We start from the raw sequence: 15,589 nt of genomic DNA, 5'->3' as shown, positions 1-15,589 counted from the left end.
CCTCTGATGCCAGATAACCCTAATCGATAGGGCTGTCTGGCAGACAATACAGGACAAACAAAAAATGAAAGTACTCCTTATCGGAAGTGGTGGCCGCGAACATGCGTTGGCATGGAAAGCAGCACAAGCTGACTATGTAGACACCGTTTATGTAGCACCCGGCAATGCCGGTACTGCACTAGAGCCTAAGCTAGAAAACGTCAATATCGATGTCATGGACCTTGAAGGTCTGGCTAAATTTGCAGAAGAGCAGCAAGTAGGTCTGACGATTGTAGGTCCTGAAGCACCGTTAGTTGCCGGGGTTGTAGATCTGTTTAATGAACGTGGCCTGCGTATCTTTGGCCCTTCAGCAGGCGCTGCACAATTAGAAGGTTCAAAAGCCTTCACTAAAGACTTTTTAGCTCGCCATAATATTCCATCAGGTGAATACCAAAACTTCACCGATATGGAACAAGCACTTGGCTACGTACGTGAAAAAGGTGCACCGATTGTTGTTAAGGCTGATGGCCTTGCGGCAGGTAAAGGTGTCATCGTTGCTCTGACCCTTGAAGAAGCAGAAGACGCCATCAAAGATATGCTTGCCGGCAATAAGTTTGGCGATGCAGGTCACCGTGTCGTAATTGAAGAGTTTCTTGAAGGTGAAGAAGCCAGCTTTATCGTGATGGTTGACGGCAAAAATGTATTGCCTATGGCCACCAGTCAAGATCACAAACGTGTAGGTGATGGCGATACAGGGCCTAACACTGGTGGCATGGGTGCATACTCTCCTGCACCCGTCGTAACAGCTGAAATTCACCAGCGCATTATGAATGAAGTTATTTACCCTACCGTTAACGGTATGGCGGCTGAAGGCAATGACTATACGGGCTTTCTTTATGCCGGCTTGATGATTGCTGCAGATGGGACCCCAAAGGTAATTGAGTATAATTGCCGATTTGGAGACCCTGAAACACAGCCAATTATGCTTCGAATGAAATCTGACCTCGTTGACCTTTGCCAGGCAGCCGTTGATGGCAAGCTAAATGAGAAGTGTTCAGACTGGGACGAGCGCGCATCGGTGGGCGTTGTTCTTGCTGCAGGCGGTTACCCTGAAAGCTATAACAAAGGCGATGTTATTTCAGGCATTCCAGATACAGAAGTCAGTGGTGAAAAAGTGTTCCACGCAGGGACTAAAGAAATAGACGGCAACGTCACCACCAATGGTGGTCGGGTACTGTGTGCCAGTGCCTTAGGCGATACCGTTACTGAAGCGCAGCAACGTGCTTATGCCCTAACCAAAAAGATCAGCTGGAAAGGTGCATTCTACCGTAATGATATTGCTTATCGCGCCATTGCACGTGAGACAGGTAATAAGTAGAAGTAAAAAAATCGCGGCTAAGAGCAGCCCCTACACAAGAAACAACTAAGTAGGGGCGCCACTTTGGCGCGAGTTTTTGTTTTCAAGCAGCCACTGCTGCTGTTTTAGTATTAGTGACCTTTAAACCGAGCCTTTCGACTCAACTCTATTACGACCATTTTCTTTCGCTTGATAAAGCGCTTCATCCGCAAAAGTTAAAAATTCATTCCCTTGATCCGCAGATGTAGGCACGGCGGCATATACGCCAACACTAACGCTCGTTTCAAGCTCAATGTCGCCTGCGTTCACCACACAAGCATGTACCTTTTCACACACCCTTTCAGCAACAGTGACAGCCCCTTCTAAGCCAGTTACAGGCAAAACCATACAAAACTCTTCACCGCCATACCGTGCAACAAGGTCCGTCGGCCAACGCATCTGACCACTTATTCGTTTAGCCACTTCTTGCAAGCACTCATCCCCCACTAAATGACCATAAGTATCATTGACGCTTTTAAAGTGGTCAATATCAATCAACAGTACGGCAACACCATGCTTATATCGAGCTCCTCGTGCAATTTCTTTATCAATATATTGATTCAAGTAACGTCTATTTTTCAACCCTGTCAGTTGGTCTGTATCACTCAACGTTTGCAGTTTCTTGTTTGCGTCTTGAAGCTCAATCGTGCGGGCAGCAACACGTTCTTCAAGCTCCTCATTTGCCTGTTTCTGAATTAACAGCGCCTCTTTCTGAGCTGCAAATCGTAACGTTTTTTCTTTACTAATGCGTTCTGCCATAGCAAATGACAATAACAAAACCTCTATTAACGAGCCTATTTGTGCTGCGTAATCGGTATAAATGTTTCGGGGGAAAACATGGAATTTATTTAGCGCTAAAACCACGCCGCCAATTAAAAGCCAAGACCATGCCGCCACATAGATACCTGCAGACTGCCGCCCTTGCCTCCAAGCAATAACGCCTGCAACTAACGCCCAAAAGCAACCGAAGACGGCATAAATAATAATGATGCGTATACCGATGCTGTAAGGAATAACCATAAATACAAAAAACAAAGCGACACAAATGATCACTATTGTTTTAGCGAATACCCACAACGGTCGTGATGATGGGTTAAACGCTAAAAAGCGATGAGTAAACAATAGCCCAAATAAAACAACCAAGTCTAATGACAGCAAAATAACCATGTCATTCCAATCAACACTGTAGGGCCATAAGAACTGGAAAGCCCAACCGTTTAGGCTGGCCATAAAGACCACCATCGACAAGACATAACTTACATAATATAAATAGGTACGCTCTCTTAAAGCGAAATAAATGAGTAAATTATAAATGGCAATTATGATGAGGCCGCCATAGTACAACCCCTGGATAGCGGTATGGCCTATATCGGCAGCGTTAAAAGCACGCTTATTCCAGACAGTAATCGGCACTTGTACCGAGCTACTTGAGACCACTCTAATATATACAGTCACTGACTCTGATTGAGGAATCGTCATCGGCACCGTGAAGTAACGATGCACAATGGGTCTAGCGTTAAATGGCAGTTTGTCACCCATAATACTTTTAGAGACCTGGCCATTGCGATCGACGATAAAAACATCCACATAATCCAAAACCGCATAGGATATTTCTAGAAGCCAATCTGAATTGCTATTTTGATTATCGATGGTGAAATTTAACCACCACGCAGACGTGTTGTAGCCTTTATTGAAGGTTTCGTTTTCATTAATACGCCACTCACCTTTAAGCGAACGAATATCGTCAAGGCTTAAAGATCTTTCTTTATCTTCAATAAAATTGATGCCGCTGAGTAAATAGTTTTGGTCTTGTGAGGTAAGCACTAACGTCGCTGCTTGAGCAGCGACAGATATAAAGAATAGAATGCCTATGAAGCTAAGTAATACGCTAATTTGTCGTATTAGTCTCACTATAAGCCCTTTTTTCTGGAGGGAACTCAGTTAAGCATAGACCATTGCAGCAGAATTAAACGTTTTATCTACCTCCTTTTTATTTCACCTAAAGGGGGAGCAGCGCCCCCTTTATGCCACCCCTTTAGTCATAAATTATCCAGCTGCAAGCATGGCTCCGGTAGCCGCTACTACTCCACCAAATACAACGCCGTAACGCTTGTCCATTTTATGTATAAGCGCACCCAACCCGCGACCGGCAAGGGTGAGCGCTAACGTTGCGACCGTAAACCCAGCAAGGTAAGACATTAATGCTGCACCTGTCGGCATTTCAGCGCCATGAGCAAACCCATGAAACACCATGAATATAGCTACCAGTGAACCACCCACTGCCGTCGGTAAGGTTGTCATCGCAGCGACCAAAACACCCGCAAGTATAACGGATAAAGTAATACCGTTTTCTACTGCTGGAAGGCTAAAGCCACCCCAGGCAATGACAGCGCCGAGAATCATGCCACCCACAACAAACAACGGTGTGCTGTTTTTCAAAGTAGCTGTTTGTCGCACACTCCAAAATCCAATGGCCACCATCGCCAATAGGTGATCCAACCCGAGCATCGGGTGCAATAAGCCGCTCGTAAAGCTATCACTCGCGTCATGACCTGAGTGAGCAGAGGCAGCTGTTGCGCTGATCATCAGACCACCGGCTATTAATAGTCGAGTAATTGTTGTCATGATATTTCTCCTAATATTTTAACGTTCTGTTCGTCGACCTCTAGGCAGTCTCGACAAGTTTATTATTACGCCTTTCTGGCAACATACCTCGCTCCAGAATAAAGCTAATGATCGTTTCCAGTCCTACGCCATCGTAGAGGTTGGTAAAGACAAAAGGCCGCTCACCTCGCATTTTCTTTGAGTCTCGCTCCATCACGTCAAGCGACGCATGAACTTGCTCCGCAATATCGATTTTGTTGATTATCAGCAGGTCAGACTTTGTGATGCCTGGGCCGCCCTTACGAGGAATTTTGTCGCCAGCAGAGACATCAATAACATATAACGTGAGGTCAGACAATTCTGGGCTGAACGTCGCCGATAAATTGTCGCCTCCCGATTCAACCATCACTAGCTCCAAGTTCGGATGGCGACTTTGCAGGTCATCAATAGCCGCTAAATTCATAGATGCATCTTCGCGAATGGCGGTATGAGGGCAGCCCCCCGTTTCGACACCGAGTATTCGATCGGCAGGCAGTGCGTCGTGCTTGAGCAGAAAGTCGGCATCTTCACGAGTGTAAATATCGTTGGTCACAACCGCTATGTCATAGTGATCTTTTAGCGCCTTGCATAACTGCCGCAACAAGGCTGTTTTGCCAGAACCAACCGGCCCGCCGACACCGACTCTCAAACAATGTTTCATGATATATTCTCCTAATTCTGTTTGCTATTTAGCTTCTAAAAAGACGCGAATATTGTGTTTCATGTAAGGCACTCCCGAGGGCTAGACCCGGCAATATTGGGCCCAATTCTTGATCGTCTCTCTGAAGCGCGGCCTCTACTGCTGTTACCAGTCGAGAGCGCATATGCTCAGTGATACGTTGAGCCGCGGTATGACCTAAAGGTAACGCTTTGCAGGCAACCACTAGCTGATTTTCTAACCAAGCCCAGGCAAAGCCGAGTAACGTCTGGCGTACAGGTACATTTCGATGATGAGCCACCCAAGCAAACATCGTGATGTAACCAGGCTCATCGGGGATAAGACGAGCATCGGGCAGCAACTCAAGGCTGCGTAAAAGGGTCACAAGGGCTGCGCCAAGGCGCGCATCTTCGTTACTTAATTCGGACGTTTCACGCGTCGCTTGTAGCCAGCTATTCCATTCTGCAATCAACGCTGTATCTTCAGCGGCCCATGCACTCTGCAAACGTGCGAGTAAAGGCAGTTCGCAGCGACTCAGACCATCCTCAAGAACGCCCTCTAACCACGACTGCAGGCCCGCTTCATTCTCCACCCAACCGAGTTCAAAGGCGCTTTCTAACCCTTGGGACCATGCAAACGCACCAATAGGCAGTCCAGGGCTCACCAACTGCATCAGCCCTAGCAGGGCTAAGTCGCCTGCAGCTGATGATGTTTGAGCGGCTGTAGCTTGGGTATTAATGGGCATGAGCATGATGGTGCCCGTGCTCATGGGTGTGATGACGCTTACCATGGCTATTATCGCGCTGTCCCGCTTGAGCATAAGCACCAGGTTCAGGATCAAAAAGCGCCGCATGATGAATCGTCTTCGCACCTAAGCGCACCGCCAATTCTTCTAACACGTGATCAGGCGGAAAACGCACCCAGCTACCCTGCTCATCTTCACCTATTGCAAGAGAGACATGGCGGTTACCCAGGTGATAGCAAAGACGCGCCAGCGCTAAACCAGCGTTAATCCGCGCAGTTACGACCGGCTCTTCAGCAGCCTTAATTCGAATAATTTCGCCCGTCTTGGCTTGTAGCAAATCGCCATCCCTTAATACTGGCCCCCGATCGAGAAATAACCCCACTTCTTGACCGGTTTCAGTGATCGATCGAAGTCGACCACGAATGCGAAGCTCATAAGGCAGCGTCAAACTATCGTGTATTTCAGAATCTACGTGATTGATGCGTTTAATTAATTCCAACATATAGGTCTCCGGTTTATGGCTCAGAACAAGTGATAGCGCTGGGCCAACGGTAATTCAGAAGCCGGCTCACAGGTCAGCAGTTCGCCATCTGCATGCACTTCATAGGTTTGAGGGTCTACCGTAATATTCGGGCAGACGTCATTCAGTTTCATATCGCGCTTGCGGACTTGTCTTACCCCAGTGCAGGCCGAGAGCGGGCTATCTAGCCCTAATTCTTTGCCAATATCGGCGTCGAGCGCAGCCTTACTAACAAAGGTCAGACGGGTGGCACTGGCGGCTTTACCAAAAGCGCCGAACATCATGCGATAGTGCACCGGCTGAGGTGTGGGTATCGATGCATTAGGGTCTCCCATAGGGGCCGCCGCGATCATACCGCCTTTAATAATGCAGGCAGGCTTCACACCAAAAAATGCTGGATTCCATAGCACCAAGTCAGCCAACTTACCCACCTCTACAGACCCCACATCGTGGGCGATACCATGGGTAATAGCAGAGTTAATGGTATATTTAGCGATGTATCGTTTGGCTCTAAAGTTATCAGCGCCTAAGCTTTCATCTTCGGGTAGCAAGCCGCGCTGAACTTTCATCTTGTGTGCGGTTTGCCAGGTACGGCAAATCACCTCACCCACCCGCCCCATGGCTTGTGAGTCCGATGAAATCATCGAAATCACCCCCATATCGTGCAAAATATCTTCGGCAGCAATCGTTTCTCGGCGAATACGTGAATCAGCAAAGGCGACATCTTCTGGGATATTAGGGTCCAAATGATGGCACACCATCAGCATATCTAAATGCTCATCGACCGTGTTTATCGTATAGGGTCGCGTAGGGTTGGTGGAAGACGGCAACACATAATCTTTAGAGCACGCGGTGATAATATCCGGTGCATGCCCACCTCCAGCGCCCTCAGTATGAAAGGTGTGAATGCATCGCCCCTTGAACGCAGCCAAGGTATCTTCTACAAAGCCAGATTCGTTTAGCGTATCGGTATGGATCGCAACCTGCACATCATATTGATCTGCGACCGTGAGACAGTTATCGATACTCGCTGGCGACGTCCCCCAATCTTCATGTAATTTTAGGCCGATAGCCCCTGCTTTTATCTGCACCTCTAAGGCCTCAGGGAGACTCGCGTTTCCTTTACCTAAAAAACCAATGTTCATCGGCAGTTCATCCACTGCCTGAAGCATTTTACCCATGTGCCAAGCACCCGGTGTGCAGGTCGTTGCATTGGTGCCAGTAGCAGGACCCGTGCCGCCACCCAACATGGTGGTAATACCACTCATCAGGGCTTCTTCCACTTGCTGAGGACAAATAAAGTGGATATGGGGGTCAACGCCACCCGCGGTCAGAATTTTACCTTCCCCTGCGATGATTTCTGTACCCGGGCCAATCACAATGTCTACGTCTGGCTGAATATCTGGATTACCAGATTTGCCAATACCCGCGATACGCCCTTGTTGAATGCCAACGTCCGCTTTTACGATGCCCCACCAATCTAAAATTAAGGCGTTAGTGATGACTGTATCCATAACAGAATCATCCGCGCGCTGACTCTGACCCATCCCATCGCGGATCACTTTACCGCCGCCAAATTTAACCTCATCACCATAGTGAGTCGCATCGCTTTCGACTTCAATCCACAGTTCGGTATCACCGAGTCTTACCCGGTCGCCAGTCGTGGGGCCGTACATATCAGCATAGGCTTGTCTTGAGATTTTCATTCTTTGTCCTCTAGTTTGCCCATTACCTCGCCTCGAAAACCATATATCTCACGATGGCCCACAAAAGGAATTAACGTAATCTGACGAAACTGACCCGGCTCAAAACGAATCGCCGTGCCTGCGGCCACATCGAGTCGATAACCTCTTGCCAGCTCGCGATCAAACGTCAGCGCAGGGTTTGCTTCGGCAAAGTGATAATGCGAGCCTATTTGAATCGGTCGATCGCCAGTATTGCCGACCTCTAACGTAATGCGTTCGCGGCCAACGCAGAGTTCGATATCACCGTCTTTAAGCTGGTACTCTCCGGGAATCATAGCGTGCCCCTCATACTATTGGATTATGAACGGTGACAAGCTTGGTGCCATCCGGAAATGTAGCCTCCACCTGTACTTCGGGGATCATCTCTGCAATACCCTCCATCACATCGTCACGAGTCAGAATTTCTGCCCCGCTGCTCATCAACTCTGCAACGGACCGCCCTTCCCTAGCACCTTCCATCACCTCTGTAGTGATCAGCGCAATGGCTTCTGGATAGTTCAATTTAAGGCCTTTGGCTTTGCGGCGTTCAGCTAATAAACCGGCTGTAAACAGCAGCAACTTGTCTTTGTCTCTCGGTGTTAATTCCACGTTGTTTTACTCCGCTATTCGTATATTTTTCAGGTCAGCCAGATTCGGGGAACACTGGCAGGCTGTCCAATCAGTTGTGGTCTGAGTAGCGCCCAGGCTTGCTGGCAAAGCGCCCAAGCTTCGTTTCTTTCCTGCCCTAAATAGCGCAGTAGCAACACACCTCGGCGGCGGGTGACAGCCCATCGAGAGTTATCTGGCAGGACTTCCCGCAATGCTTCAATAGCGCTACTTTCATCCTCTAGACCGACAACCCAAAGGGTCGCCTGAACCGTTGCGCCACCTTGCCCCCAATGGCCGTTATAACGGGGGTGTGAGGGCTCCATCAGTTGACGCTCAAGCCACAAAGGACGGCCGTCCACCGACAGGCGAAAGCGTTGTTCCAAATGCCCAGAAACAAACGGCAATTTGCTAGCAGGTCGACCGAGGGCAAGAACTTCCCAACCGATACACTTGGCGCCGCTTTCAAGACTGATAGTCGTCGTCTGTTCGCCGCGGGAACCGTCAAAGGCAAGGGTTTCCTGAGGCAAGTATTCGAGAATGCCGTTGCTAGCGACCTGTAGGTCAGTATGCTGCCCCCAAGCAACACCGTGACTATCCGCTTTATAGAGTTTGGCCGCCGCAGGGGTGGTTAGCAGTACATGGGCACCCTCACCGACAGATGCCTCAATACGAAGCTCGTCTCCACTGACTAATCCACCAGGAGGGTGTAACAGATAAACGTGGCAGCAGCCGTGTCGGCCTTCTGGATAAAATGGCCGCTGCACTCTTAGAGGGCCATGATGTTTACGGCGCACCAAACGAGTGACCACGCCCTCATCACCATCGGCTTTTGATTCAAAGCCAAGCGATAACCCAGCAGCCCAACGCCGTTCTAAATCAAACCGGTGGCCTGAGTGCTTAACGAGCATTCGTGAGGGTTTAACGTGCAAGAAGGCCGTCATACCGTCAACAGTTTGATCTGATTTGGGCGCTTAAACACATCAAGACGTCGGTTTAATTTAGAGAGTTTTTTGATGCTCATCTTTCATCCTTTGCATGGGCAGTAGGGCTTATTTTCATCAACATCCCATACAAAGCATGATTCAATCCACCTGCCAAAAAAACACTTATATTTCAGTGAATTAACATTCATTTATGTGCGCAAACAGATATGCGTTAACCTAAGAACTCCCCAAAATAGTTCAAACGAAAGCTGGACGCCTTATTATGGTGCAGAGAGACCAGAAAGGATGGCGCTTATTAGTGCAGTGTGTAATTTAGGTAGGCGACAAATACGCTAAAAGAAGGCGAGAATCCTAATAGAATCCTCTATAAGATTCTCTAATTTCGTTAGACTAGATTAGGGCTTAATAATCAGAATCTATAAACTAACTAGTACAGTCTGTTCGCTCAGAATTAAACTTCTGTGCAAAGCTCGACACGGTCACCCGTCGTACCATCAGGCCTATGGCGGAAAAGAGCGCCTTCAGATTGAGGTCCCGAACCCTTTGTCCACCACTCTAACTCACCGCCAACATAACGAGCCCCACTAGCCGAGACCGCTATTTTCATAGGGTAATCACTCCCCTTGTACTGAACCGTTACAGCGTCGTCGCTCGTATAAGTTGCAACAATCGCAGCACCGCTCTCACACTGAAAACGATGCATTGCGACGGGCGACAGTTTGACCGTATGGGCTTGATTATCTAACTCAACCTGGGGGGAACTTGTACAGGCAGAAATAAACAGAGTAGATGCAAGTGTCAAAGGGGTGATAAATTTCATGTGAGCCTTCGTGCTATTTAAAGTATGCCAATTTTTTATAGCGGGTCTTAACCCGACCCGCCTAATAGTTGTTATTCCTAACTTTCTGGATGGGTAAAACCCGAAAACCTTACGCCAGATAATAATGCCATCTCTCGATGCCACGTAGCTAGATCATCATGATTAAATAAACTTAACGAATCATGTCCACATGCCCTCGCCATCACTTGCATAAGTTCAACAGATGCTACAAAGAAGTTCTTGAGTTGCGTTGCTGATTTATCGACGTTTAGTCGTTGTCGTAAATCCGCTTTTTGAGTCGCAATACCTGCTGGGCAATTATTTGTATTACACATGCGAGCCGCAACACAACCGATTGATTGCATAGCACTATTTGCGACAGCCACACCATCCGCGCCTAATGCTAACGCTTTTACAAAATCGATTGGTGTGCGCAGGCCACCGGTAATAATAAGGGTTACTTGACCGCTCACGCCCTGTTGATCAAGGTAACGACGTGCACGTGCTAACGCAGGTATAGTGGGTACACTTATGTGGTCACGAAACATTTCGGGTGCTGCCCCTGTTCCCCCTCCGCGCCCATCTAGGATGATATAATCTGCACCGGCATCTAATGCAAACTGAATATCTTTTTCGATATGGTTCGCGCTCAATTTAAACCCAATAGGAATACCGCCCGTGACTTCGCGCACACGGTCAGAAAATGCCTTACAATCATCCACTGAGTGTAGGTTTTTAAAGGTAGGGGGTGAAATTGCAGGTTCACCTTCAGGAATACCCCGTACCGCTGAAATTTTACCCACATTTTTATTGCCCGGCAGGTGGCCGCCGGTACCTGTTTTTGCGCCCTGCCCACCTTTAAAGTGGAAAGCCTGAACACCTTTTAGCTTAGTTTCATCGTATCCAAATTGCGCACTCGCTAATTCATAAAAATAGCGAGAATTGGCCATCTGCTCTTCTGGCAGCCCCCCCCCCCCTTCACCAGAACAAATGCCTGTACCGGCCAATTCAGCGCCTTTTGCTAAAGCAAGCTTTGCTTCTTCTGAGAGTGCGCCAAAACTCATATCTGACACAAATAGAGGGATCTTCAATTTCAGCGGCTTATTAGCCTTTGGCCCAATAACAAGCTCGGTACTAACAGCCACATCTTCGAGCAAAGGCTTAGTCGCCATTTGCGCCGTCATAACTTGAATGTCATCCCAAGATGTCGAGGTACCCCCATAGACGTCATAGGGCCGTGATGCCCCATCTTCGATAAGCCATCTCTAGCCAACTGATGTATAAACTCAACGGTAGGTTCTTCTGCCGTAGCGCTAGCAACAGGCGTATTACCTGATCGTGGTTGAATACCCGGCCCTTCTTTTCCTATTGCCCCATCATCAAACTGTTTGTGGCTACCATCGCAATAAGGCAAATTTGCCGAGTGCTTACATTGGCATAAAAAAGCCTCACCCGACTTTTCGGCGGTAAAGGACATTGGTTTAAAATCGGTTCCTACATGAGAACCATCACAAAAAGGCTGGTTATTTGAACGTCCACAAGTACAAAATTAATACGCATCACCCTCAGTTAAATCGACTTTGACGGGCTTATTATTGGCTACTGTCGGCTTCATTTATTGGCTCCATACTTGTGATCTATAATGTTTTAGCTACACACCCGATACCCTCAGATGAAAGCTATACGCATATTAGAGAAATCGGTAGACTTACCCATACTCTAGCTTATGGATTATTCTCATGCCAATGCTTATTGCCGTCACTGTTTTGTGGGCATTTTCGTTTAGTTTGATCGGGGTCTATCTTGCTGGACAGGTAGATGCTTGGTTTTCTGTATTGGTCAGAGTAGCCCTCGCTACGTTGGTGTTTTTACCGTTTTTAAAACCGCGCCAAATCAACCCCAAAATAGCTTTACAGCTGATGATGTGTGGTGCGATTCAACTCGGCATCATGTATGGGTTTTATTACCAATCCTTTTTATACCTTTCTGTGCCCGAGGTATTATTGTTCACCGTTATGACCCCTATTTACATTACGGTGCTTAACGGTCTGCTTGATCGCCGACTAAATATTGGCTTTACCATCAGCGCATTGTTAGCCGTTATCGGCGCCATTACCATTCGCTATCAAGGCGTAGATGAAGGCTTTTTAAAGGGATTATTAATCGTGCAGGGGGCCAATTTTTGTTTCGCGGCAGGACAAGTCGCGTATAAACGCATTATTGCAAAAGAACGAATAGATTTACCTCAGCACACCGTGTTTGGTTGGTTTTTTATGGGCGCATTAGCGGTTGTTATTCCTTGTTTTCTACTCCTCGGCAATCCAGATAAGCTGCCCACCACCACACTACAGTGGTCTATTTTAATTTATCTAGGCGTTGTAGCTTCTGGCATTGGGTATTTTGCATGGAACAATGGGGCCACACAGGTAAGCGTCGGAACCCTGGCGGTCGCCAATAACCTATTAATACCTGCGGGCATATTGGTCAACGTATTGTTCTGGAATCGTGATGCGGATATTTTACGTCTATCAATCGGTGGCGGGATTATTTTATTCGCGCTTATGGTGAATGATAAATTCAATCAAAAAACTTACTAAGCGACACGGCTTACTACTCACTCGCTAAACACATCGTATATAGTAAAACCACAACACTCTATTTATAGGCGCTTTTGGGGACAAAAAAAGCCCCGATTCACATCGAGGCTTTATCGCTATAACCTGTTGGCTATTAAGACTTCTTTCTTCTAGTCAGACCAAGACCCGCAAGTCCAAGACCGAAAAGTGCAAGACTCGCTGGCTCTGGTACTGCTGAAGCAGCGCCTTCATCTGAGATGGTTAGCTTAGAATAATCTAAGGTCCATCCATCTCCGCCATCTCTATATACATCAATAGTCAGTTCATTTGCGCCATCAAGTAACGATGAATAAGACGATAAATCGAATACATCCAACCAAGCATAGTTATACCCAGGGCCAGCATCATCGCCATCCGTTAGGTAGCCTATAAACGTACCATCAATAGACAGAGATGTAAGACCATACAACCCCTGACCGCCCGAGAAAATCTCTAAAGAAGCAGACGTAATAGTGCCAAGCCCTGACACATCATAAGTATGGGAAATAGTCGTATCACCCGTTATCCAGCTATCCGTTCCATCCCCGTCACCAGAAGAGCTAACTGCACTCCAGTCAAACGATGCCCCATGAGTTGCCCCAATACCAAAGCCATCTGCATCACCAATCTGGTCAACAATCACTGTTGCAGAAGCAACGCCTGATATAGATGAAAGCAAAGCGCCTAATAATAAATATTTTTTCATTTTTACTCATTCCTTGATGTAGTCGATCTTTAATCAATAATAGAGAAATAGTTATTAGCAATAATTAATCCATAAAAAAACAACTAACGGCAGAACAAAGCACTAAATTTTTACCCCCCTACTGACGAATAACAATCTGTAAATTATCCCGACGGTATTTTCGGCGCCCCTTAATATTTATAGCTAGACGTTTACTCGATTACGGTTGGCGGTAAATATATTGTGAACTCATTAATGGGTTCAATTAAAACACTATAAGGTAAGAGTTGTTCTGACTCTTGAACAAGGCCAAGGTCTGATAGGAGCTTAAATTTTGCTGACTTCAACTGCGCAGGTTTCACCTCTAGCTTTTTATGCCAAACTCTATAGGTGCCCAATTTTCCATCTCTGCGATGATAAAACCCAGCAAGGGGATGCGTAAGATACACAAGCGCAGACTGTGTATCTGGAAAACCTGGGAAATCAAACACGTCGCGCGATGATTGAACTAGCTCAACAGACGCGTCTGCCCACGTGGATCGAGTGTCCATTATGTACTTATCATACAGCTTTGTAGATTCATTAAAATGACAATCAAAATTAATTTTTCCTGAATGCCAAGGAAGACTCCAACAATATCTGGGGACAACTACAGTCCAAGAGTCGAGCGTTGTACCTAAAAACCATACGCAGCGTTCATTTGTTTCTTTGTCGACAATATATATACGGTAGTTTGTTTGCCCCATTGTAAACTTGGGGAAAGGAAAAACAGCTGAGGTAAAATCCACATCAATAAAGGGTACAACTGAAACAAGGCCCATTGTTTGGCCTTTAACTTCAATAGTGTCTAACTGGAATCGCTCAGGAAATACCCCCTTAAAACGATCAACAGGTACGGCATAAGTAATAATCGCAAAGTGCTTTAAACCACAAAGCACGTCTATGCCCTTTGGCTTTGGACGCACAGTTAGGTAATCTTCTATTTTTCGTAACTCTTGCACGGTTCATCCTTGATAATTTAGCACATCGTAAAAATATGCCTTACTTTAGCAGACACAAAGCGCTACTTATTCCATAATTTTAATCAAACCACTGCTGATGCAGTTTTTCAATCTCGCCATTTTTTATAAGCTTTTTGAGCGCCTTATTCAATACGTTCAATGTTTCAGCATTGCCCTTCTTAACAGCCATGCCAACGGGGCTTCTTTGCTCGAATACATCGATAATATTCACGTCCATATTAAGCGCTTTCGCTAGGTAAATTCCGACCTCTTTCGGTGCAATAACGGCCACCACCTCACCGCTCTTTAGTAGTCTCATAGACTCTTCTTTAGAACCCGTTTGTCTTAAACGAATTAAATTTCCCACGCCTTTAAGCTCTAGACTTTTCTCTAATTCTGAATGTCTATCTCCAGCGACTTTTCTGCCCATTAAGTCAGTTAAGCTTTTGATATGAGTATTAGTAGATAAGACAAAAACAACTGTGTAACGATAATAATACGGAACGGTAAAGTCAAAGTACCTTGCTCTAACCTCCGTTATCTCCATACCAACGGCACAATCTAATTTACGTGTATGAACCAAGTCGCTAACGACGCTATCCCAGTTAGCTTGGTAAAAACTAAATTGATTGCTTTCTGAGTTTGAAATAAGTTTCAAAACATCTGCATCGAAACCATCAACGTCCCCCTGCGCACTTTTAAACTGATAAGGAGGGAATCCATCAGAGATGCCACAAACATATTGATTAACGTCGGCATACGCCAACTTATTAGATATAAGCAATAGTATAAAACTGAGTCGAATTAGTATTTTTGACATACAACTCCTCGTCACCACAATATTAGGATAGACGATAAGTGGCATTTTAAACACCCTAATGCTTAATCGCGAGACATGCATCTAGCACATCCCCCTTCTACAAAGACTACCACCCCCACCAACGCTCAACCTTGAGAATGCCCCGCCAGATACGCCCAAGAATAGATGGAAACAGTTGCGGGAGTAGCAACGCCAATACCGCAAACACAGCAATGCAGCTGATCAAGTAAATACTATCGATAAACCCACCCCAAAATGCGAGCTCTTTGTTGACCCCGAGCCAAATAAAAGCGGCGGTAGGTACCGAGAAAAATAGAGATGCAAACAGGCCCATCAACCTTGATTCAATAGGACCACCTTGGCCACGATTCCTTGCCATTATAATTTACGCCTTGTGTGTAATGCTTTTCGTATAGCATGCTCGAATTTT

General features: G+C 46.5%; 16 protein-coding genes and 1 pseudogene. 2 read left to right on the top strand and 15 right to left on the bottom strand.

Annotation, left to right across the window (positions count from 1 at the left end; translation table 11 throughout):
• The first annotated feature begins 64 nt into the window (after positions 1-64).
• Positions 65-1,357 (top strand): phosphoribosylamine--glycine ligase, encoded by a 1,293-nt coding sequence (purD, locus tag NKI27_RS02890; protein WP_265048200.1) that lies wholly within the window; start codon positions 65-67, stop codon positions 1,355-1,357.
• 120 nt (positions 1,358-1,477) lie between these two features.
• Here purD and NKI27_RS02885 read toward each other — a convergent pair whose 3' ends face one another.
• The 11 genes and pseudogenes from NKI27_RS02885 to NKI27_RS02835 all read right to left on the bottom strand — a co-directional run bounded on the left by NKI27_RS02885 (position 1,478) and on the right by NKI27_RS02835 (position 11,653).
• Complete coding sequence (locus tag NKI27_RS02885) at positions 1,478-3,286, bottom strand: sensor domain-containing diguanylate cyclase (protein WP_265048199.1); 1,809 nt, start codon at positions 3,284-3,286, stop codon at positions 1,478-1,480.
• 135 nt (positions 3,287-3,421) lie between these two features.
• On the bottom strand, positions 3,422-4,000 hold the full coding sequence (locus NKI27_RS02880) for a HupE/UreJ family protein (protein ID WP_265048198.1): 579 nt from the start codon (positions 3,998-4,000) through the stop codon (positions 3,422-3,424).
• A gap of 40 nt (positions 4,001-4,040) precedes the next feature.
• A complete protein-coding gene (gene ureG / locus NKI27_RS02875) occupies positions 4,041-4,679 on the bottom strand; it encodes an urease accessory protein UreG (RefSeq protein WP_265048197.1) in 639 nt (212 codons plus the stop codon).
• 28 nt (positions 4,680-4,707) lie between these two features.
• Complete coding sequence (locus NKI27_RS02870) at positions 4,708-5,421, bottom strand: urease accessory protein UreF (protein WP_265048196.1); 714 nt, start codon at positions 5,419-5,421, stop codon at positions 4,708-4,710.
• A complete protein-coding gene (gene ureE, locus NKI27_RS02865) occupies positions 5,411-5,923 on the bottom strand; it encodes an urease accessory protein UreE (protein WP_265048195.1) in 513 nt (170 codons plus the stop codon). The genes NKI27_RS02870 and ureE overlap by 11 nt, the downstream gene beginning before the upstream one ends.
• Before the next feature lie 20 nt (positions 5,924-5,943).
• On the bottom strand, positions 5,944-7,647 hold the full coding sequence (ureC, locus tag NKI27_RS02860; RefSeq protein ID WP_265048194.1) for an urease subunit alpha: 1,704 nt from the start codon (positions 7,645-7,647) through the stop codon (positions 5,944-5,946).
• Entirely contained in the window at positions 7,644-7,961 is a 318-nt protein-coding gene (locus NKI27_RS02855) for an urease subunit beta (protein ID WP_265048193.1), read from the bottom strand. The genes ureC and NKI27_RS02855 overlap by 4 nt, the downstream gene beginning before the upstream one ends.
• 10 nt (positions 7,962-7,971) lie before the next feature.
• Positions 7,972-8,274: an urease subunit gamma gene (ureA, locus tag NKI27_RS02850; protein ID WP_265048192.1), complete on the bottom strand. Its 303-nt coding sequence runs from the start codon at positions 8,272-8,274 to the stop codon at positions 7,972-7,974.
• Between the two features lie 29 nt (positions 8,275-8,303).
• The gene (locus NKI27_RS02845) at positions 8,304-9,215 is read right to left on the bottom strand and encodes an urease accessory protein UreD (protein WP_265048191.1); all 912 of its coding nucleotides are present in this window, start codon (positions 9,213-9,215) and stop codon (positions 8,304-8,306) included.
• Between the two features lie 454 nt (positions 9,216-9,669).
• Positions 9,670-10,038, bottom strand: a complete 369-nt coding sequence (locus NKI27_RS02840; RefSeq protein ID WP_265048190.1) for an MliC family protein — start codon at positions 10,036-10,038, stop codon at positions 9,670-9,672.
• 77 nt (positions 10,039-10,115) lie between these two features.
• Positions 10,116-11,653 (bottom strand): annotated as a pseudogene (locus tag NKI27_RS02835) (glutamate synthase-related protein).
• A 124-nt stretch (positions 11,654-11,777) separates the two neighbouring features.
• On the opposite strand from NKI27_RS02835, the gene NKI27_RS02830 reads away from it, so the two are divergent.
• Entirely contained in the window at positions 11,778-12,635 is an 858-nt protein-coding gene (locus NKI27_RS02830; protein ID WP_265048189.1) for a carboxylate/amino acid/amine transporter, read from the top strand.
• 133 nt (positions 12,636-12,768) lie between these two features.
• Here the strand turns inward: NKI27_RS02830 and NKI27_RS02825 are convergent, their stop codons facing one another.
• The 4 genes from NKI27_RS02825 to NKI27_RS02810 all read right to left on the bottom strand — a co-directional run bounded on the left by NKI27_RS02825 (position 12,769) and on the right by NKI27_RS02810 (position 15,538).
• Positions 12,769-13,359: a PEP-CTERM sorting domain-containing protein gene (locus NKI27_RS02825; protein WP_265048188.1), complete on the bottom strand. Its 591-nt coding sequence runs from the start codon at positions 13,357-13,359 to the stop codon at positions 12,769-12,771.
• 191 nt (positions 13,360-13,550) lie between these two features.
• Entirely contained in the window at positions 13,551-14,339 is a 789-nt protein-coding gene (locus NKI27_RS02820) for a DUF2071 domain-containing protein (protein ID WP_265048187.1), read from the bottom strand.
• Between the two features lie 79 nt (positions 14,340-14,418).
• Positions 14,419-15,159: a transporter substrate-binding domain-containing protein gene (locus NKI27_RS02815; protein WP_265048186.1), complete on the bottom strand. Its 741-nt coding sequence runs from the start codon at positions 15,157-15,159 to the stop codon at positions 14,419-14,421.
• A gap of 106 nt (positions 15,160-15,265) precedes the next feature.
• Positions 15,266-15,538: a hypothetical protein gene (locus tag NKI27_RS02810; protein ID WP_265048185.1), complete on the bottom strand. Its 273-nt coding sequence runs from the start codon at positions 15,536-15,538 to the stop codon at positions 15,266-15,268.
• Positions 15,539-15,589 lie beyond the last annotated feature (51 nt).

This window comes from Alkalimarinus alittae, from assembly GCF_026016465.1.
GTDB classification, from domain to species: domain Bacteria; phylum Pseudomonadota; class Gammaproteobacteria; order Pseudomonadales; family Oleiphilaceae; genus Alkalimarinus; species Alkalimarinus alittae.
The sequence above is the reverse complement of the archived record's forward strand: the minus strand, read 5'-3'. Positions and strand labels throughout refer to the sequence as shown.

Coding starts and splice junctions, on each gene's coding strand:
- purD (WP_265048200.1), top strand. CDS start 65: ATGAAAGTACTCCTTATCGGAAGTGGTGGCCGCGAACATGCGTTGGCA.
- NKI27_RS02880 (WP_265048198.1), bottom strand. CDS start 4,000: ATGACAACAATTACTCGACTATTAATAGCCGGTGGTCTGATGATCAGC.
- ureG (WP_265048197.1), bottom strand. CDS start 4,679: ATGAAACATTGTTTGAGAGTCGGTGTCGGCGGGCCGGTTGGTTCTGGC.
- NKI27_RS02870 (WP_265048196.1), bottom strand. CDS start 5,421: ATGCCCATTAATACCCAAGCTACAGCCGCTCAAACATCATCAGCTGCA.
- ureE (WP_265048195.1), bottom strand. CDS start 5,923: ATGTTGGAATTAATTAAACGCATCAATCACGTAGATTCTGAAATACAC.
- ureC (WP_265048194.1), bottom strand. CDS start 7,647: ATGAAAATCTCAAGACAAGCCTATGCTGATATGTACGGCCCCACGACT.
- NKI27_RS02855 (WP_265048193.1), bottom strand. CDS start 7,961: ATGATTCCCGGAGAGTACCAGCTTAAAGACGGTGATATCGAACTCTGC.
- NKI27_RS02845 (WP_265048191.1), bottom strand. CDS start 9,215: ATGACGGCCTTCTTGCACGTTAAACCCTCACGAATGCTCGTTAAGCAC.
- NKI27_RS02840 (WP_265048190.1), bottom strand. CDS start 10,038: ATGAAATTTATCACCCCTTTGACACTTGCATCTACTCTGTTTATTTCT.
- NKI27_RS02830 (WP_265048189.1), top strand. CDS start 11,778: ATGCCAATGCTTATTGCCGTCACTGTTTTGTGGGCATTTTCGTTTAGT.
- NKI27_RS02825 (WP_265048188.1), bottom strand. CDS start 13,359: ATGAAAAAATATTTATTATTAGGCGCTTTGCTTTCATCTATATCAGGC.
- NKI27_RS02815 (WP_265048186.1), bottom strand. CDS start 15,159: ATGTCAAAAATACTAATTCGACTCAGTTTTATACTATTGCTTATATCT.
- NKI27_RS02810 (WP_265048185.1), bottom strand. CDS start 15,538: ATGGCAAGGAATCGTGGCCAAGGTGGTCCTATTGAATCAAGGTTGATG.